Origin of the sequence: Intestinibacillus sp. Marseille-P6563, from assembly GCF_900604335.1 — a bacterium.
Lineage (GTDB): Bacteria > Bacillota > Clostridia > Oscillospirales > Butyricicoccaceae > Butyricicoccus_B.
Window position 1 is genome coordinate 1,039,874 of record NZ_UWOD01000001.1, and the last position, 16,697, is coordinate 1,056,570.

General features: G+C 55.7%; 14 protein-coding genes and 1 pseudogene. 7 read left to right on the forward strand and 8 right to left on the reverse strand.

Annotation, left to right across the window (positions count from 1 at the left end; all coding sequences use genetic code 11):
* Positions 1-13 precede the first annotated feature (13 nt).
* From EFB11_RS05445 to EFB11_RS05465, 5 genes are all read left to right on the forward strand, one after another.
* Positions 14-874, forward strand: a complete 861-nt coding sequence (locus EFB11_RS05445) for a transketolase (protein ID WP_122789277.1) — start codon at positions 14-16, stop codon at positions 872-874.
* Positions 875-880: 6 nt separating this feature from the next.
* Positions 881-1,849 (forward strand): transketolase family protein, encoded by a 969-nt coding sequence (locus EFB11_RS05450; protein WP_122789278.1) that lies wholly within the window; start codon positions 881-883, stop codon positions 1,847-1,849.
* 89 nt (positions 1,850-1,938) lie between these two features.
* Positions 1,939-2,724, forward strand: a complete 786-nt coding sequence (locus EFB11_RS05455; RefSeq protein WP_122789279.1) for an SDR family oxidoreductase — start codon at positions 1,939-1,941, stop codon at positions 2,722-2,724.
* Positions 2,725-2,828: 104 nt separating this feature from the next.
* Positions 2,829-4,775, forward strand: coding sequence for an oxidoreductase (locus EFB11_RS05460; RefSeq protein WP_122789280.1), 1,947 nt, complete (start codon positions 2,829-2,831; stop codon positions 4,773-4,775).
* A gap of 35 nt (positions 4,776-4,810) precedes the next feature.
* Positions 4,811-5,917, forward strand: coding sequence for an NAD(P)-dependent alcohol dehydrogenase (locus EFB11_RS05465; RefSeq protein WP_122789281.1), 1,107 nt, complete (start codon positions 4,811-4,813; stop codon positions 5,915-5,917).
* Between the two features lie 113 nt (positions 5,918-6,030).
* Here the strand turns inward: EFB11_RS05465 and EFB11_RS05470 are convergent, their stop codons facing one another.
* The 7 genes from EFB11_RS05470 to EFB11_RS05495 form a co-directional block, all read right to left on the reverse strand.
* On the reverse strand, positions 6,031-7,203 hold the full coding sequence (locus tag EFB11_RS05470; RefSeq protein ID WP_122789282.1) for a YkvI family membrane protein: 1,173 nt from the start codon (positions 7,201-7,203) through the stop codon (positions 6,031-6,033).
* Positions 7,204-7,221: 18 nt separating this feature from the next.
* Positions 7,222-8,643, reverse strand: a complete 1,422-nt coding sequence (locus tag EFB11_RS05475) for an FAD-binding oxidoreductase (RefSeq protein ID WP_122789283.1) — start codon at positions 8,641-8,643, stop codon at positions 7,222-7,224.
* A gap of 3 nt (positions 8,644-8,646) precedes the next feature.
* Positions 8,647-9,837, reverse strand: a complete 1,191-nt coding sequence (locus EFB11_RS05480; protein WP_122789284.1) for an electron transfer flavoprotein subunit alpha — start codon at positions 9,835-9,837, stop codon at positions 8,647-8,649.
* A 14-nt stretch (positions 9,838-9,851) separates the two neighbouring features.
* On the reverse strand, positions 9,852-10,640 hold the full coding sequence (locus tag EFB11_RS05485; RefSeq protein WP_122789285.1) for an electron transfer flavoprotein subunit beta/FixA family protein: 789 nt from the start codon (positions 10,638-10,640) through the stop codon (positions 9,852-9,854).
* Positions 10,641-10,785: 145 nt separating this feature from the next.
* Positions 10,786-10,938, reverse strand: coding sequence for a hypothetical protein (locus EFB11_RS16765; RefSeq protein ID WP_164706615.1), 153 nt, complete (start codon positions 10,936-10,938; stop codon positions 10,786-10,788).
* Positions 10,939-11,081: 143 nt separating this feature from the next.
* Complete coding sequence (locus EFB11_RS05490; protein WP_122789286.1) at positions 11,082-12,188, reverse strand: aldo/keto reductase; 1,107 nt, start codon at positions 12,186-12,188, stop codon at positions 11,082-11,084.
* A 190-nt stretch (positions 12,189-12,378) separates the two neighbouring features.
* Complete coding sequence (locus EFB11_RS05495) at positions 12,379-13,410, reverse strand: YeiH family protein (protein ID WP_122789287.1); 1,032 nt, start codon at positions 13,408-13,410, stop codon at positions 12,379-12,381.
* Positions 13,411-13,528: 118 nt separating this feature from the next.
* On the opposite strand from EFB11_RS05495, the gene EFB11_RS05500 reads away from it, so the two are divergent.
* Positions 13,529-14,389, forward strand: a complete 861-nt coding sequence (locus tag EFB11_RS05500; protein ID WP_122789288.1) for a LysR family transcriptional regulator — start codon at positions 13,529-13,531, stop codon at positions 14,387-14,389.
* Between the two features lie 318 nt (positions 14,390-14,707).
* On the opposite strand, the gene EFB11_RS05505 is transcribed toward EFB11_RS05500, so the two are convergent.
* Positions 14,708-15,697: a cache domain-containing protein gene (locus EFB11_RS05505; RefSeq protein ID WP_164706616.1), complete on the reverse strand. Its 990-nt coding sequence runs from the start codon at positions 15,695-15,697 to the stop codon at positions 14,708-14,710.
* Between the two features lie 196 nt (positions 15,698-15,893).
* On the opposite strand from EFB11_RS05505, the pseudogene iolG reads away from it, so the two are divergent.
* Positions 15,894-16,694 (forward strand): annotated as a pseudogene (gene iolG / locus EFB11_RS05510) (inositol 2-dehydrogenase); the annotation flags it as partial.
* Positions 16,695-16,697 lie beyond the last annotated feature (3 nt).

Consider the following 16,697-nt stretch of genomic DNA (forward strand, 5'->3'; position numbering starts at 1 on the left):
AGGATGAGTGAAAATGAGTAAAAAACTGCAAACCATCGCGGAACTCGAGGACAAGTGCGTCGATATCCGTTCCAATCTGTTGACTTTTATCCATCGCATCGGCATGGGCCACCTGGGTGGTGAGCTGTCTATCGTGGAAATGGCGGTTGCGCTGTACTACAAATACTTAAACTTCGACGTTATGGACCCGCATAAGGAAGGCCGCGACCGCTTCATCCTTTCCAAGGGCCATTGCTCGGAGACCCTGTACACCATCTTCTCCGATCTGGGCGCTTACACCCAGGACTACATGGTCGAGCACTTCGAGAGCCTGGACACCTACAAGTTCGGCATGCACTCCAACCGCAAAAAGTGCCCGCAGATCGAAGTTTCGGCCGGTTCGCTCGGCCACGGCCTGCCGATCGCAGTCGGCTACGCGCTGGGCGCCCGCTACCGCAAGGAAAATTACCGTGTCATGGTCATGATCGGTGACGGCGAGTTCGACGAAGGCACCAACTGGGAAGCTCTGATGGCTGGCGGCCACTATAAGCTGAACAACCTGGTCTGCATCCTCGACAAGAACCAGCTGCAAATGACCGGCAACACCAAGCTGATCATGAACATCGACCCGGTAGCCGATAAGGTTCGCGCCTTTGGCTGGGATGTCATTGAAATTGAGGACGGCAACGACATGGCTCAGGTTTGCGCCGCACTCGACAAGCTGCCCCCGCTCGATTACACCAAGGAAGCCCGTCCGACCTTCATCATCTCCAACACCATCAAGGGCAAGGGCGTTTCCTTCATGGAAGGCAACCACAAGTGGCACGGCGGCGGCATCGGCGACGAAGACCTCAAGATCGCCCTGGCAGACGTTGCAAAAATGAGAAAGGCGTGATGATAAATGGCAGCGAAAACAACCTACGATTTTGATATGATGCTCTCCAACGCCCGCGAAGCATACGGCGAGGAGCTTTATAAAATGGCCTGCGAAGGCAAGGATTTTGTATTCACCTATTCGGATAACGTTGCCCCCTCTTCTTCGGCGGGCAAACTGCTCAAGGAATTCCCCGAGCGCTGCTTCAACTTCGGCATTGCCGAACCCGATCAGGTTGGCGCTTCGGCGGGTCTGGCTCTGTCCGGCTGCACGGTCTTTTCTCAGGTATTTGGACCCTTCCTTCCGCTGCGTGCAGCCGACCAGATCCATACGGATATTGCATACAACGACGTAAACGTCCGTCTGATCGGCACCCACTCGGGCGTTACCGCCGGCGGCGGCCCCACCCATAACGACATCGCCGACCTGGCGCTCTATCGTGCAATCCCCAACCTGACCGTTGTCGTTCCCGCGGACGCTGGCCAGTGCTGCAAGTTCATCCGTCAGTCGATGGACTTCCAGGGCCCCATGATCATCCGCATCGACCGCGCGGGCTCCCCGAACGTATACGCAGAAGATTATGACCTGGTCATCGGCAAGGCCATCGAAACGCTGGAAGGCACCGACGCTTACATCATTTCTTGCGGCTCCAACCTGTATGAATGCCTGATGGCTGCCAAGATGATGAAGGAAAAGCACGGCTCTTCGATCGGCATTTTGGATATGCACACCATCAAGCCGCTCGATACCGAAGCTATCCTGCGCGTGGCGCAGAAGACCGGCAACATCGTCACCGTCGAAGACCACTCGATCAACGGCGGTCTGGGCGGCGCAGTTGCAGAAGTTCTGTGCGAATCGAGCTACAAGGGCAACTTCAAGCGCGTCGGCATGCCCGATGAATTCGCTGTTCTGGGCGCCGTAGACGAAATCTATCACTACTATCACATGGATCGCGACGGCATCGTCGAAGCACTCGAGCAGATGCTGCGCATCTAAGCCACCATGTTTTTTGGCGGGGCGCGCGACGGAGTGTACCCCGCCCCTCTCTCAAATCTTGTGTTTCCCCAGAAAGGATGTGTTTTTCGATGTCGACTGTTTTTGATAAATTCAGCCTGGATTGGTTCCGTCTGGATGGCAAGGTCGCCATGGTTACGGGCGCCAATCAGGGCTTGGGCATGGCTTACGCGGTTGCATTCGCCAAGGCTGGCGCCGACCTGTTTATCCCCCATTTCACCGAAGATGTTTCCGAGATCAAAGAACTGATCGAAAAGGAAGGACGTAAGGTTTACTTCCTGCGCGGCGACCTGACCGATAAGGATTACCGCAAGGCCTGTGTGGACGAGTGCATGAAGCAGTATGGCCGCATCGATATCCTGGTCAACAACGCTGGTGCAAGCGCCTTTGCTGACTTTGACGATTATCCGGATAAATACTGGGATATGTGCATCAACCTGGACCTGAACGCCGTATACTTCATGTCCAAGGAAGTCGCCCGCGTGATGAAGAAGCAGGGCGGCGGCAAGATCATCAACATCGGTTCGGCGCTCAGCTACACCTCGGACGCCAAGTGCCCGCCGTACACGGCAGCCAAGCACGGCGTTATCGGCATCACCCGCAACTTCTCCAACGAACTGGGCCGGTATAACATCCAGACCAATGCGATCTGCCCGGGCTTTTTGGCCACCGAGGTCAATGCCGAGCTGCGCAAGGACCCGAAGTTCTATGATAAGATCACCAATCGCATCGCGGCTGGCCGCTGGGGCGAGATGGACGACCTGATGGGCACCATCGTATTCCTGGCTTCCCGCGCATCCGATTACCTGAACGGCGTTGACATCAACGTGGACGGCGGCTTCTTTACCGTCCTATAATCCTGCCGATCCGTTTTTTTCTTTCCAAACCATATTGTGAAGAGCGGCTTTGCAGGAGGGTCCTGTAAAGCCGCTTTTCCGCCCTATACCAGAGGAATGAAGCTATGCAAAACAAATTCTATCCCCATCTGGCCAGCCCGATCACCATCAAGGGCGTGACCTTTAAAAACCGCATCCTCGGCGCACCGATGAGCAATCCGGAGATGGATTCGGACAGCCATATGCGCAAAGAGGACATCGCTTTTCACGAAAACCGGGCACGCGGCGGCCTGTCCAGCGTTGCCATCGGTCTTGGTATTGTGGACGCGGTCGGCCGCACACACACCAAGGAAGTGGCGCTTTATGACATCGGCTCCCTGCCCTCGCTGAAAGAGGCATCCAAAGCCATGCACCGCCATAACTGCAAAGCAGTCATGGAACTGGCCCATGGCGGCAAATACGCCAATGCCCGCGGCCATGGACATGCTTCCGAAGCCTATGCCCTGGGCCCCAACGATGAAGTCAACCCGGATGGACTGCCTGTGCGCGCGATGACCGAGGAAGAGATCGTCCGCACGGCCGAAGCTTTCGGCAAGGCAGCCGCGCTCGTCAAGCAAGCCGGTTTTGATATGATCCTGATTCACGGCGGCCACGGCTGGCTGCTCGGACAGTTTATGTCGCCCTCCATGAACCACCGCACCGACCGTTGGGGCGGCAGTCTGGAAAACCGTATGCGGTTCCCTCTGCTGGTCATTGAAAAGGTGCGCGAAGCCGTCGGCGATAATTTCCCGATCGAATTCCGCATGTCGGGCGCCGAACTGACCAAGGATGGTTATGGACTGGACGAAGGCATCGCCATGGCCAAGGCCATCGACGGCAAGGTGGATATCATCCACGTTTCGGCTGGTGTGCATGAGGACCCGGACGTCTTCGTCCTGACCCACCCGTCGATGTTCGTCGAACACGGCTGCAACGTGTATCTGGCAGCCGAGATCAAAAAGCACGTCAAGACCCCGGTGGCCACTCTGGGCGGCCTGAACGACCCCGACCAGATGGAAGAGATCATCGCATCCGGCAAGGCCGACATCATCGAGATCGCCCGCCAGTCGATTTGCGACCCCTACTTCCCCGAAAAGGCCTTCTCCGGTCACAAGGACGATATCACCCGTTGCTGCCGCTGCTTTACCTGCTTCTACAACTACCTGACCAACCGCACCTTCTGCTGTGCGTTCAACCCCGTGGTCGGCCGCGAGATGGAAAGCTTCTATGGCGCACCGGCGACCACCCCCAAAAAGGTCATCGTCGTTGGCGGCGGCCCGGGCGGCATGTATGCCGCCATTACAGCAGCCCAGCGCGGTCATACGGTCACGCTGTATGAAAAGAACAGCCGTCTGGGTGGACAGCTGCTCTCCGAACAATACATCCCCTTCAAGCAGGATATGTACCGTTTCGTCAAGGTTCTGGAAGGCCGTTTAGCGCAGACTGGCGTGGAAGTCAAGCTGAACACCGAACTGACCGCCGAGCAGGCCGAAGCGCTGCAGGCCGACGTGATCATCGTCGCCGTGGGCGCCAAGCCCATCGTGCCGCCCATCCCGGGCATCGACAGCGACAAGGTCGTAACCTTGGATGCTTTGCACCAGGAAACCCCGGCCCTCGGCCAAAAGGTGGTCATCCTGGGCGGCGGTCTGGTCGGCAGCGAATGCGCCATTTATCTGGACGGCCTGGGCAAGGATGTCACCATCGTGGAAATGAAGGACGACTGGGCAGCAGATTCCTACTTCATGCACAAAAACGCCATGAAGATCTACATGCGCAATCATGATATTCATATCCATGTGAACACCACCGCCAAGTCGGTCACCGATGCCGGTCTGCTGTGCGAAGGCCCGGACGGCGAAAAACTGCTCGAAGCGGACACCATCTTGCTGGCCGCCGGTATGAAGGCCGACCGCGCTTGTGCCGAAAGCTTCTACAATGCTGCGCCGCGTGTCTTTGAAGTGGGCGACTGCATCAAGGCCGGTCGCGTCGTCGAAGCGGTTTCGGGCGGCTATTACCGAGCGCTCGATATTTAATCCCCAAAACCAAACCCGAGAAAGAGGTATGTTCTATGAAAATCAAAGCTGCTGTTACCTACGAACAAGGCGCGCCGTTCAAAATCGAAGAAGTCGAACTGGCCCCGCCGCAGAAACACGAAATTCTGGTCAAAGTGACCGCGTGCGGCGTTTGCCACACCGATGACGCGGCCCGTGCACAGGTCATTCCGGTTCCACTGCCGGCCGTTCTGGGCCATGAAGGCTGCGGCATCGTCGAAGCGGTTGGTCCCGAAGTCACTGAATTCAAGGTTGGCGATAAGGTCGGCCTGTCGTTCGGCTTCTGCGGCCATTGCCACAACTGCATGACCGCGCACCAGCACGCCTGCGAAAACTTCAACGCCATCAACTTCGGCGGCGTTCAGGCAGACGGCACCACCCGTCTGTCCACCCTGGATGGCAAGCCGCTGGCCACCTTCTTTGGCCAGTCCTCGTTTGCGACCCATGTCGTCGTCAACGAGTCGAGCGCGGTCAAGGTCGACTATGACGACATCGATCTGGCGCTGATCGGCCCCATGGGCTGCGGCATCCAGACCGGCGCCGGTGCAGTCCTCAACCGCCTGCGCCCGGAATTCGGTTCGTCCATCGCCGTTTTCGGCTGCGGCACGGTCGGCATGAGCGCCATTATGGCGGCTAAGATTGCAGGCTGCGAAAAGATCATCGCGGTCGGCGGCAACCCAAAAAGCCTGGAACTCGCCAAGGAACTGGGTGCAACCCATACCATCAACCGCAAGGAAGTCGATGACATCGTCGGCACCATCCGCAATGAAATCACCGATGGCGGCGTCAACTACGCCATCGACACCTCGGGTGTGCCCGATTTCGTCAAGAAAGCCCTGGCATCCTGCCGCTTCATGGGCACCGCTGTTGTGCTCGGCGCGACTGGCGACGTGACCTTCAACATCCAGGTCGAACTGATGGGCGACGCCAAGAGCCTGATCGGCATTGTCGAAGGCGACTCCATCCCGAAGCTGTTCATTCCGAAGCTGCTCGACTACTACAAAAAGGGCATGTTCCCGTTTGATAAGCTCATCAAGTTCTATCCCTTCGAGCAGATCAACGAAGCCTTTGCCGAGTCCGGTGCCGGCAAGTGCATCAAGGCCGTTCTCCGTATGGACGGCTGATTCCAAACTGCCGTTCCGGTTTGCTGCCGGGGTCTGGACCTCCCCTGCCGGTAAACCTGTCGGATATCCCCTGAAAAAAGACCTCGCCTTTTTGGCGAGGTCTTTCCCTTTTTTTAAACTTCCCGTCCCCGGGTGGCAATGGCATGCACCACAAAGGGGATAAACAACGTAATGAATGCCGCATAACCCAGATACGCATAACCCTTGCTGACCACGGTCATCAGGCCGAACTGGGCGATGGCGAAAGCCAGGAAGGTGAAAATCAGCGTAAAGATAGCATTGCGTGTCAGGTGGCCCTGCTGCCGCTTTTCCGGCGTAGGCATCCGCCGCTCTACCGCATTGACGCAGCGGGTGACGATACCCGAAATCATGTTGACCGCCGTGGAGATTGCGCCCAGAATAATGAGCAGCGAAATGATCGGGGTCAGCACGCTGGCGCCGACGCCGTTCTGCACCAGAATGAGCATGGGCACCGATGCGGTGGCGAGTTCTGCGACAAAGGCAATGGCCAGCAGGCCGATGATGGACAGTTCCATCGCCACAAAGTTGCAGACAAACATACCGATGGCCGCGCGGTCGATCTGCTTAACGTCCGTGACCGGCTCCATGTGCTGATACATGACCGAAACTGAGGCCAGCTGGAAGAAGAAATACAGCACTGCCGACCACAGCGCCGGGCCAAACGCACCCGACTGCTGGCTCAGGACGGTCATTTCCCCGGCGCTCATGCGTCCGATGGAGTCCATGATATTGTCCCACTGGGCAATGATGTTGGGCACCAGCACGAGCAGCAGGCCAATCAGAATGAGCACGCTCAGCGTGGATGCACACTTGCGCACGACCGTGGTACCGAACAGAGCGATGACAAAGATGAATGCCGCAACGATAACCGTACACAGCCAATACGGCAGGCCGAACAGGGTTTCAATGGTCGAGCCGCCGGTCGCAAACGCGGCCGCGGAAGCGGTGCCAATCATGATGAGATAGCAAATTTCGTACAGGTTACTCATCACATGGCGGGTCTTGCCGTAGAGACTGTCCGAAAAGCTGCGGTAGTCGTAGGTCTTGTGCTTGTAGGCATAGCGCATGCCGTACCAGAAGAACAGGGCGTACAGGCCCTGGGTCAGCACGGGCAAAATCAGGCACCAAATGCCATAATTGATGAAATACTGATAGATCTGCGCGCCCGAGGCAAAGCCGCCGCCGAACTGGGTAGTGAAGGCGACAAACGCGATGCCCATCGCGAGCGGCATCCGACTTTTATCCACGAGAAGTGAGTTTTTCATGTCTGTTCCCCCTGAGGTTTATCCCTTATTAAATTCGATCATCTTGCCGGGATTTAAGATCAGTTTTTCGTCAAAGGCCAGTTTGATGGCCTTATACAGCGCGATCATACGCGAGCCGACGAATTCCTCCAAGAACTCGATGCGGCCGTTGCCGATGCCGTGTTCGCCCGAAAGCTGGCCGCCCAGTTCCTTGGACAAAGCATACAGCTCGGTCAGGCAGGCATGGGTGGCACTCTTCCACTCTTCGTCGCTCATCTCCGGGCCGCGCAGCATCTCGGTATGGATGTTGCCGTCGCCACAGTGGCCGCAAGGCTCAACACGAATGCCATGCGACAGCGCAATGCGCTTGGCTGCCTTGACATATTCGGCAATGCGGGCGCGCGGCACAACGACATCGCATTCCTCCTGCGACACCGAATCGGCCTTCATACCCTCCAAAATCGCGCCGCGTACCGCCCAAACCGACGCCGCCCGCTCGGGCGTGTCCGCAATGCAGCAGTCGATGGCGCCATGGGCCAAGGCAGCTTCGGCGGCCGCTTCGACCGCGCTGTCCAGCTCCTGCCGGCTGGATGCGTCATACATAACGATGAGCACCGCCTCACCCTGCTGGACGGGCAGCATCTTATGCAGGTTGTCCTGCACGATGTCGATCAGTTCGCGCTCCAAAAACTCGATGGCCGTGGGCACAAACGGCAGCGCCAGCACCTCGGGTACCATGTCCGCGCAGGCTTCCAGGCTGTCAAACGGCATGACCAGCGTACACGAGCAGGTGGGCGCGGGCAGTAGCTTGAGCGTCACCTGAGTCAGCACGCACAGCGTGCCTTCCGAGCCAATAATCAGGTCTTTGACGTCGTAGCCGGTCGTATTCTTGACTACGTTCGACGAAAACTCCATGATCGAACCGTCGGGCAGCACAGCTTCGATGCAGCGCACAAAATCGCGGGTCAGTCCGTAGCGCACGGCCTTCATGCCGCCCGCATTGGTGATGACATTGCCGCCAATGGACGCTGTTTTTTCGCCCGGGTCGGGCGGATAGAACAGGCCCTCAGCCGCGGCTGCCGCCTGCACGTCGATGAGCAGCGCACCCGGCTCGACCGTGATGGTCTGGTTTTTGCGGTCAACCGGGAAAATGCGGTTCATACGCATGACCGACAGCAAAATACCGCCGTATTTGCAGGTCGCGCCGCCCGCCAGTCCGGTGCCCGCACCGCGGCAGACGACCGGGATATTGTTCTCATAAGCATAGGCCAGAATGGCCGAAACTTCTTCTTTGTTGATGACTTCGACGTACAATTCGGGCGGATAGACGCCGTACTCGGGCATCTCGTCGCGGTGGTATTCGGACGCGATCTCGTCACCCACCCACACGCGCTCGGGCGCGGTCGCCGAACGGATGAAGTCAAAATCGGCTTCGGTCATCTTTTTATAGGGAAATGGCATCGGTTAGTCCTCCTTCCGTCCGCGGGCCAGTTCGGTCAGGCGCGGCACCACGCGGTACAGGTCGTCCACCAGGCAATAGTGCGCAACCTTGAAAATCGGCGCCTCCGGGTCGGTGTTGATGGCCACGATGCACTCGGCGCCGGTCATGCACGAGGTAAACTGAATGGCGCCCGATACACCGCAGGTGATGATCAACTTGGGCCGCACGGTGCGGCCGGACAGGCCAATCTGATGGGCATTGTCGCCAAAGCCGTTTTCGACCATGGGACGGGTGAAGGCTAATTGACCACCCAGGGCTTGTGCCAGTTCGCGGCACATTTCGACGTCCTTCTCGCTGCGCACGCCGCGCCCCGCTACGACCAGAATGTCCTCTTCTTCCAGGCTCTTGTTCTTTTCCACGGTCGTAGAGGACAGCACCCGAATGCGCGAGGACGCCATTTCATCACTCACCGCACACCGAATGATCTCGCCTTGGGGCTTGTCCAGCCGGGGCGCACGGTCCATAACACGGTAGCGCACGGTCGCAAACTGCGGGCGCGACCGGGTAATGGCGATCTGCGCCATGATATTGCCGCCAAAGGCCGGACGAATCTGCACCAAGTCGGTGCTGGGCTTGATGTCCAGCGTGGTGCAGTCGGCGGTCAGTCCGGTATGGAAACGGGTGGACAGCCGGGGCGCAAGCGAACGGCCCAGGGCGGTCGCACCGATAAGCACAGAGCTGGGCTTGATGGCGGCGATGCAGTCGGCCACCGCGTCGGCATAGCAGTCGGCGCGGAAGCCGGTAAAGCCCTCGTGCTCATACACATATACCTTATGTACGCCGTAGTGCAGCAGCTTTTCGGCGTTTTGGGCTGTCCCCGGCCCACCGACGATGACGCAGTTGACCTGATAGCCGACCTTGGGCGCCATTTTGCGCGCCTCGCCGATCAGCTCATAGGCCACCGGATGGATGTCCCCGCGCTCCTGCTCGACATAGACCAGGAAATCGCGCCACTGGCTCTTGTCGATCTCGTTCGCGCGCTGCTCAAAGCGGATGGCCTGCTCCGGGCAATGGCGCACACACAGGCCGCACATGCGGCAGTTTTCATTGACTTCGATGCTGTCCTTGCCGATGCTCAGCGCGCCAAAGGGACAGCTCTGCACGCACTGGCCGCACAACACGCATTTCTGCGCGTCAAATTTCAAAAATTCCACAGATTCCGCCCTCCTCAGATCACTTTCTTGCCGGTCAGGATGGCAAACAGCGCGTCGGCCTTGCCTTCGGCGTCGCCGTCCAGATAGACCTGCGTTTCGGTTTCCGGGGGCGCAAACATGCGCTCGACGGCCGTGGGCGAACCGACCAGTCCATACCGGCTCAAATCGCGGTCAGGCAAATCGTCAAAGCCCAAGAACCGGACCGGACGCTCGGCGGTCGCCCGCTTCAAAAGATACGACGGTAACCGCGGTACACAGATATCCTTATCAACCGTAATCAGGCACGGATAGGGCAGCTCGGACACCTGCGACACACTCGCAAGGTCCTGCCGCACCCGAATCGCCGTTTCATCGGCGTCCTCAATGGCGCTGACCCAGGCCGCATGCGGGATGGTCAGATGCTCGGCAATGGCCGGGCCGACCTGGGCGGTGTCGCCGTCGGTCGTCTGCCGGCCGCAGATGATGAGGTCGGCGCCGCCCAGCACCTGGATGCCCTGCGACAGTGTATACGAGGTGGCCAGCACATCCGACCCCGCAAACTTGCGGTCGGACAAAATGACCGCCTCATCCGCGCCCATCGTGTAGGCATCCCGCATCATGCTTTCGGCCTGCGGTGGCCCCATGGTCAATACCGTGACCGTGCCGCCCAGCTTTTCCCGCAGACGCAGCGCGGTTTCTAACGCAAACAGATCATACGGATTGGTGCGCACATCGCCCGTCGGGCGCTTCATCGCACCGGTTTCCGGGTCAATGTCCACCTTGGTGCTGCCCGGGACCTGTTTCATGCATACCAGAATTTTCATAACTTCTACTTCCCCATTCAGCTTTTTCACTTTAGCAGTTAAAACAGCGGTTTTATTATAGCACCTTGTTTGTCACTTGTCGAGTATTTTCACGGTTTTCTTTGGCATTTTATACAAAGCAGCTTTGGTTTTTTCAGCGAAGTTGTTAAGATTTCTTGATACCAGTGTCGTTTGGCTGTTGCTGCGTCTCGCGTTCCAGCTCGCGCAGTTTCTCCAAAATACGCTCGGCCTGCTGTTCGGCTTCCGATGGTTCCCGTTTGCCTTTGTTCCGTTTGGGATAATAAACGATCATTTTCATAAGCAGCCGCGCATGTGCGCGCTCCACCTCCCTGTTTGGAAATCCCTTCTTTACTATATCGCGCCCCTCTTGTCCCCTATGCCTGAAAAATCCCCGAAAAACATCCCCGGATCAAACGATCCGGGGATTTGGGGTTTATCCACTTATTTCATCCTATTTTCTTGAAAAAATTCCTGGATTTCGTTCATCCGGTCGACCTGTGCCACATGGAACGGACACCGGCGGTCACAGTGTCCGCAATGAACGCAAGCATCGGCTTTCTTCTCCAGCTTGTCATAATGATTGCGCGCCAGTGCATCGCCTGCTTTGGCCAAATCGTAATATTTATTGATGAGTCCTACATCCAGTCCAGCCGGACAAGGCTGGCAGTGATTGCAATATACACACAGACCTTTTGCATCCGTAGGCGTAAACGTGCCGAGCACTGCATAGTCTCTTTCTTCGGGTGAAGCCTGCAAGTATCCCAAAATGCGGCGCAAATCTTCCCGGTTGCGCACACCAGGCAATACGGTGAGCACACCCGGTTTATCCAGCGCATACTGGATGCACTGATACTCGGTCAGCGCTGCACCAAACGGAGAGGTCTTCTCTTGCAGCAATTGTCCGCCGCTGAACGCTTTCATGACGGAAATTCCGACCCCTTCTGCCTGGCAACGGCGATATAACTCCATCCGTTCATCTGCACCGCCAACTCCGTAGTCCCCATGGTGATAATCATATCCGGGATTGATACTGAACATCAGCAGATCGATCACGCCCCAGTCCAGCACCCGGTTGGCCAGCCGCGGTGTATGCGAACTCAAACCAATATGCCGCACCACCCCTTCTTTTTGAAGCTGCTGGATGTATTCCAACACACCACTGTTTTCTATCTGCTCCAAATCGGATTCTTCATCGATGCAGTGCAAAAAGCCAAAATCGATATAATCGGTGCGAAGCGCCTGCAACTGCCATGCAATAGAGCGCTCGATGGTACTGCGGTCGGTTGTCCAGCCATAGGTACCGCCTTCATAATTTGCCCCAAAATGGATTTGAAAATAAACACGATCCCGGCATCCCTGCATAGCCTGTCCATAGACCGGAAACGGCGCGGCATCGGCCGAAGCCATATCAAAAAAGTTGATGCCCTGCTCCAGGGCCAATTCTACCGTGGCACGAATTTCCTTTTCTCCGGCCATCCCAATAGAACTGGTACCCAAACCTAGAATACTGATCGATTCCCCGCCGTGGGGTAATGTCCGATATTCCATATCCGTTGACTCCCTTCCTCGCTTCTCTGATACTGGTTGCTCCTCTTATTGTACGGGTCCTATGGGCAAATGTAAAATACCTTTGCGGCATGGTCTATCATACATATTTTGCATGCCTTTTGGGGCCGTACCTGGACTTTCATCGACAAGTCTTGAATCCATACCAGATAGCAAGGAAGGAGGTTCGGTCTTACAACAGCCCCATCATATGCTGCATAATCAGGCTTGCAGCCGTGATGCCGACCCAGCAGCATACCCCCATAAAGATGGGCTTTCCGCCTGTTTTGACCAGCTTGATGAGATCGGTATTCAGGCCAATGGCAGCCATGGCCAAAATGATGAAGAATTTGGACAGTTCCTTAAATGGCTGGAAGAACTCGGCCGAAACACCTGCCATCGTGGAAACGGTCGTAATGATAGACGCCAGCACAAAGAACAAAATGAAGAAGGGAAAAATCTTTTTCAGGTCAAACGAACCATTGGATGTATTGCCGCCGCGCTTGACCTTCCAGGTCCGCCAAAATGCGAGTGCCAGTGTAATCGGAATGATCGCCAGTGTGCGGGTCAGCTTGACAATGGTGGCATATCCCAGCACAGCGCCGTTGGTACCGTGTAACGTATCCCATGTGGACGCCGCCGCCGTTACCGAAGAGGTATCATTGATCGCCGTTCCGGCAAACAGCCCAAAGCCTTCGTTGCTCATCCCCAGCAGTCCGCCCAGCGTGGGAAATAGCAGCGCCGCCAGAATATTGAACAAAAAGATGACCGAAATGGATTGTACGATCTCCTCGTCATCCGCTCCGATGACCGGTGCTGTCGCTGCAATGGCCGAGCCGCCGCAGATCGAAGAGCCTACACCCACCAGCACCGAGATATTGTCCGGGATTGACAGGCGCTTGTGCAGAACAAACGCAATCACCAGCGACATGGTGATCGTTGTGCAAATGATGGGCAACGATTTGGCGCCTACCTTTGCAATTTCAGACAGGTTCAGACCAAATCCCAACAAAATCACCGCATATTGCAGAATCTTTTTGGAAGTAAAGGCGATGCCCGGCTGATACCGGACGCGGCTGCGCAAACACATCGACACGACCATGCCTGCCAAAATGGCAAACACCGGTCCGCCGATTACCGGGAACATCCGGCCCAACCACCAGCACGGAATGGACAACACCAGGCAGAGCAGCAAACCCGGTCCAATCTTTTTTACAAAATCCATGTTCATCTCTCTTTTCTATGTATTTTGTTTTCCTGCTCTTGATTATATCCCAAGTCAGCGATAAAATAAAATGAAGATTTCTTATGTTACCATAAATCTACTGAATAGGTGATCGATGATGTTAGACCCTCGATGGAATACTTTTCTGGTCCTGTGTGAAACCATGAACTATACCCGTGCTGCTGAACGGCTGTGCCTGACACAACCGGCGGTAACACATCATATTCACTATCTGGAAGCGCACTATGGCTGCCGTCTTTTTTCCTATGAAGGCAAGGTACTTCGCTTGACCGATGCCGGCCTTCGTTTGCGGGAGTTTACCCGCTCCATGGCGTACAACAGCCAAAAAGTAGAAGAAAATTTGGCGATGCCTGCTCCGATCTCGTTACGTGTCGGTGCTTCCAAAACCATTGGCGAGTTTTTGATTGCGCCCAAAATCGAACGATTTTTGCGTGCCCATCCGGAAGCATCCTTTTCCCTTGTGGTCGATAACACTGAAATTTTGCTGCATGCTCTACAAGCCGGACAACTGGATTTTGCTCTGGTGGAAGGCTTTTTCGATCAAAGCCGTTATGAATCCCAACTCTACCGACGGGAAGAGTTTTTCGGCGTGTGCAATCCTGCGCATCCGCTGGCTGGCAGGGCTGTATCCATCGAAGAACTCCTGGACGAACGGCTCATCCTACGCGAAACCGGTTCGGGTACCCGGGCTATTTTTGAAGAAGCCTTGCACCGCGAAAATCATACCCTGCAAAGTTTTTCCCGCGTAGTCACCATCAGTGATTTTTCCACCATCAAATCCCTGGTGATGAACGGACTGGGTGTATCGTTTTTCTATGCACCGGTGGTCGAACCGGAACTGGCCAACGGTACGTTGGCCCGCTTTGATTTGGCCGGTGTACCGATGCGTGGCGCTTTTTATTTTATGTGCTTAAAAGACAATTTATTCGCCCAGTCGTGGACCGATTGGATGCAATAAACCGTATATTACCGCAAACGCATTCCGGTAGGCTAGGCTTGCTGCTTTCTCTCCTCGGTTCGATGCTTTCGAAAGAAAAAACACGAAATCCATAGAACCGCCAATAACATGTCCCTGGGGAACCCCGTATAATCAAAGATGCTAGAAGATTGCATACAAGGAGGTGAACCCGGCATCGACAATCGACACTCTGTCGGCTGTCATGCGCATGCAAGGGGATAAAACGCGTCGAAAATATGACCGACGCGCAGAAAAAAGGAGAAGTGAGCATGCTATTTACATTCGTTACTTTTGTGTTTTTCACCATATTGGTTGCGGTTATTTCCTAAAGTCGCCGCTACCCACCGCTTCCATCGCCTGCGCCAACTCGCGCAGCGGCTTGGCCAACCAGTGGGATAAAATAATCGACAGAAAAAACAGAATGCAAAACGCAACAAATAACCGTACTACCTGGGATAACAGAATTTCCTGTAAGCCCTGTGCCACAGTGCCAAGGTCGCTTTGGCAGACCAGGTAATACTGCGACAGCGGTGCGGCCACCGAAATGGTCAGCTGATTCCCCTGCTGCTCATCCGCGTTCATTTTCTTTCCCTGCATGGCATCAAATGCTTCGAACTTTTGCCCCAATTCTGCCGCAGACGCGGCCGAGTGAATCCGGCCTTGCGGCGAGATCAGCCGGTAGTGGTCCTGCGCCGCTGTGTTCAGCGGTGAGAGCAGATCATAATACAGCATTCTTTCATCCAGCATGATGCAAAGCAGGGCAATCGGTTCGCCTGCTGTATCTTCAATCGGCACCGCATAACAGAAAACATACTGTGCCGACTGCAACAACGGATTTTCCATATAGGTCGGTGTGAGCGGCTGGAGATCGTCCCTGTGCACAAGGGCCGCCAGTTCTTCTTCCGATACATCGGCATTGGAACGGTAGGCGACCGAAGAAATCACCTGCTGTGTTTCCGGCACATATAAAAACAGCTCAAATTGCCCGCCATCGGCCGACTGCATGCCGGCCAAGCGTTCCGAATAAGCAGCCTGTGATAAATTGGATGGTGTGCCGCGCCGGCAATCCGCAACCAACTGTTCCAGCTGCTCCTGCTTGCTGATATGCAGCACCTGCTGATACATTTGCTGCATCATTGCATCAAACCGGTCGGCCTGCAAAGATAGCTTGTCCTCCAAATTGAGAATGTAGTTTTCGGTCAGCAGGCGCTTGGAGTCATAGTAGTTATTGACACAAAAGGCCGCAGCCATCAAAAAGGCCACCACCAAAATCGTCAGCATGACCCGGAAACGGAATACAAATTTCATGGCAATCCCCAATCGCCAAAACATTTTTTCTTATTATAGTATTCCTTGCGAAATGGTGTCAACGCCATCGGGTCAAATCCATCGGAAACCGAAAAAAATCACATGTTATCATGAAAAAAGACAAGCTTCGCCGCCGAGGAACCCTTTTATAATAAATGCAGTTCCCAAGAAATATGTGAAATCAGGAGGGTTCCCCATGAAAGTAGGCATCATCGGCGCCGGCCGTATCGGCAAGGTCCATGCCCAGAACATTTCCCGTTTTGTACCCGAACTAGAGATCAAAACCCTTGCCGATCCGTTCATGAACGAGCAGACCGAAGCGTTTGCCCAGTCGTGCGGCATCCCGCATCGCACCAAGGATGCAAACGACATTTTAAACGACCCCGAGATCGAGGCTGTGCTCATTTGCTCGTCGACCGATACGCACGCCAAGTACATCATCGAGGCAGCGCATGCCGGCAAGCACATCTTCTGCGAAAAGCCGATCGATTACGATCTGGCCCGTGTCCATGAGGCAATTAACGCAGCCAAGGACGCTGGCGTGAAGCTGCAAATCGGTTTCTGCCGCCGCTTTGACCACAACCACCGCGCGGTATACGATATGGTACGCGACGGCAAGGTGGGCAAGGTCAATATCATCAAAATCTCCTCGCGCGACCCCGAGCCGCCCCCGGTATCCTATGTCAAAGTTTCTGGTGGTATCTTCTATGATATGATGATCCATGATTTCGATATGGCCCGCTTCTTGGCAGGCAGCGAAGTGACCGAGGTCAATGCGGTTGGCTCGGTGCTGGTCGATCCGGGCATCGGCGAAGCGGGCGATGTCGACACCGCTGTGGTAACGCTGAAGTTTGAAAACGGCGCCATTGGCGTGATCGACAACAGCCGCAAGGCCGTTTATGGATATGACCAGCGCGTCGAAGTCTTCGGCTCGGATGGCTGCGCCGAAGACCAGAACGATACCCCCAACACGGCCGTTCTTTCGACGGCTGACGGCGCA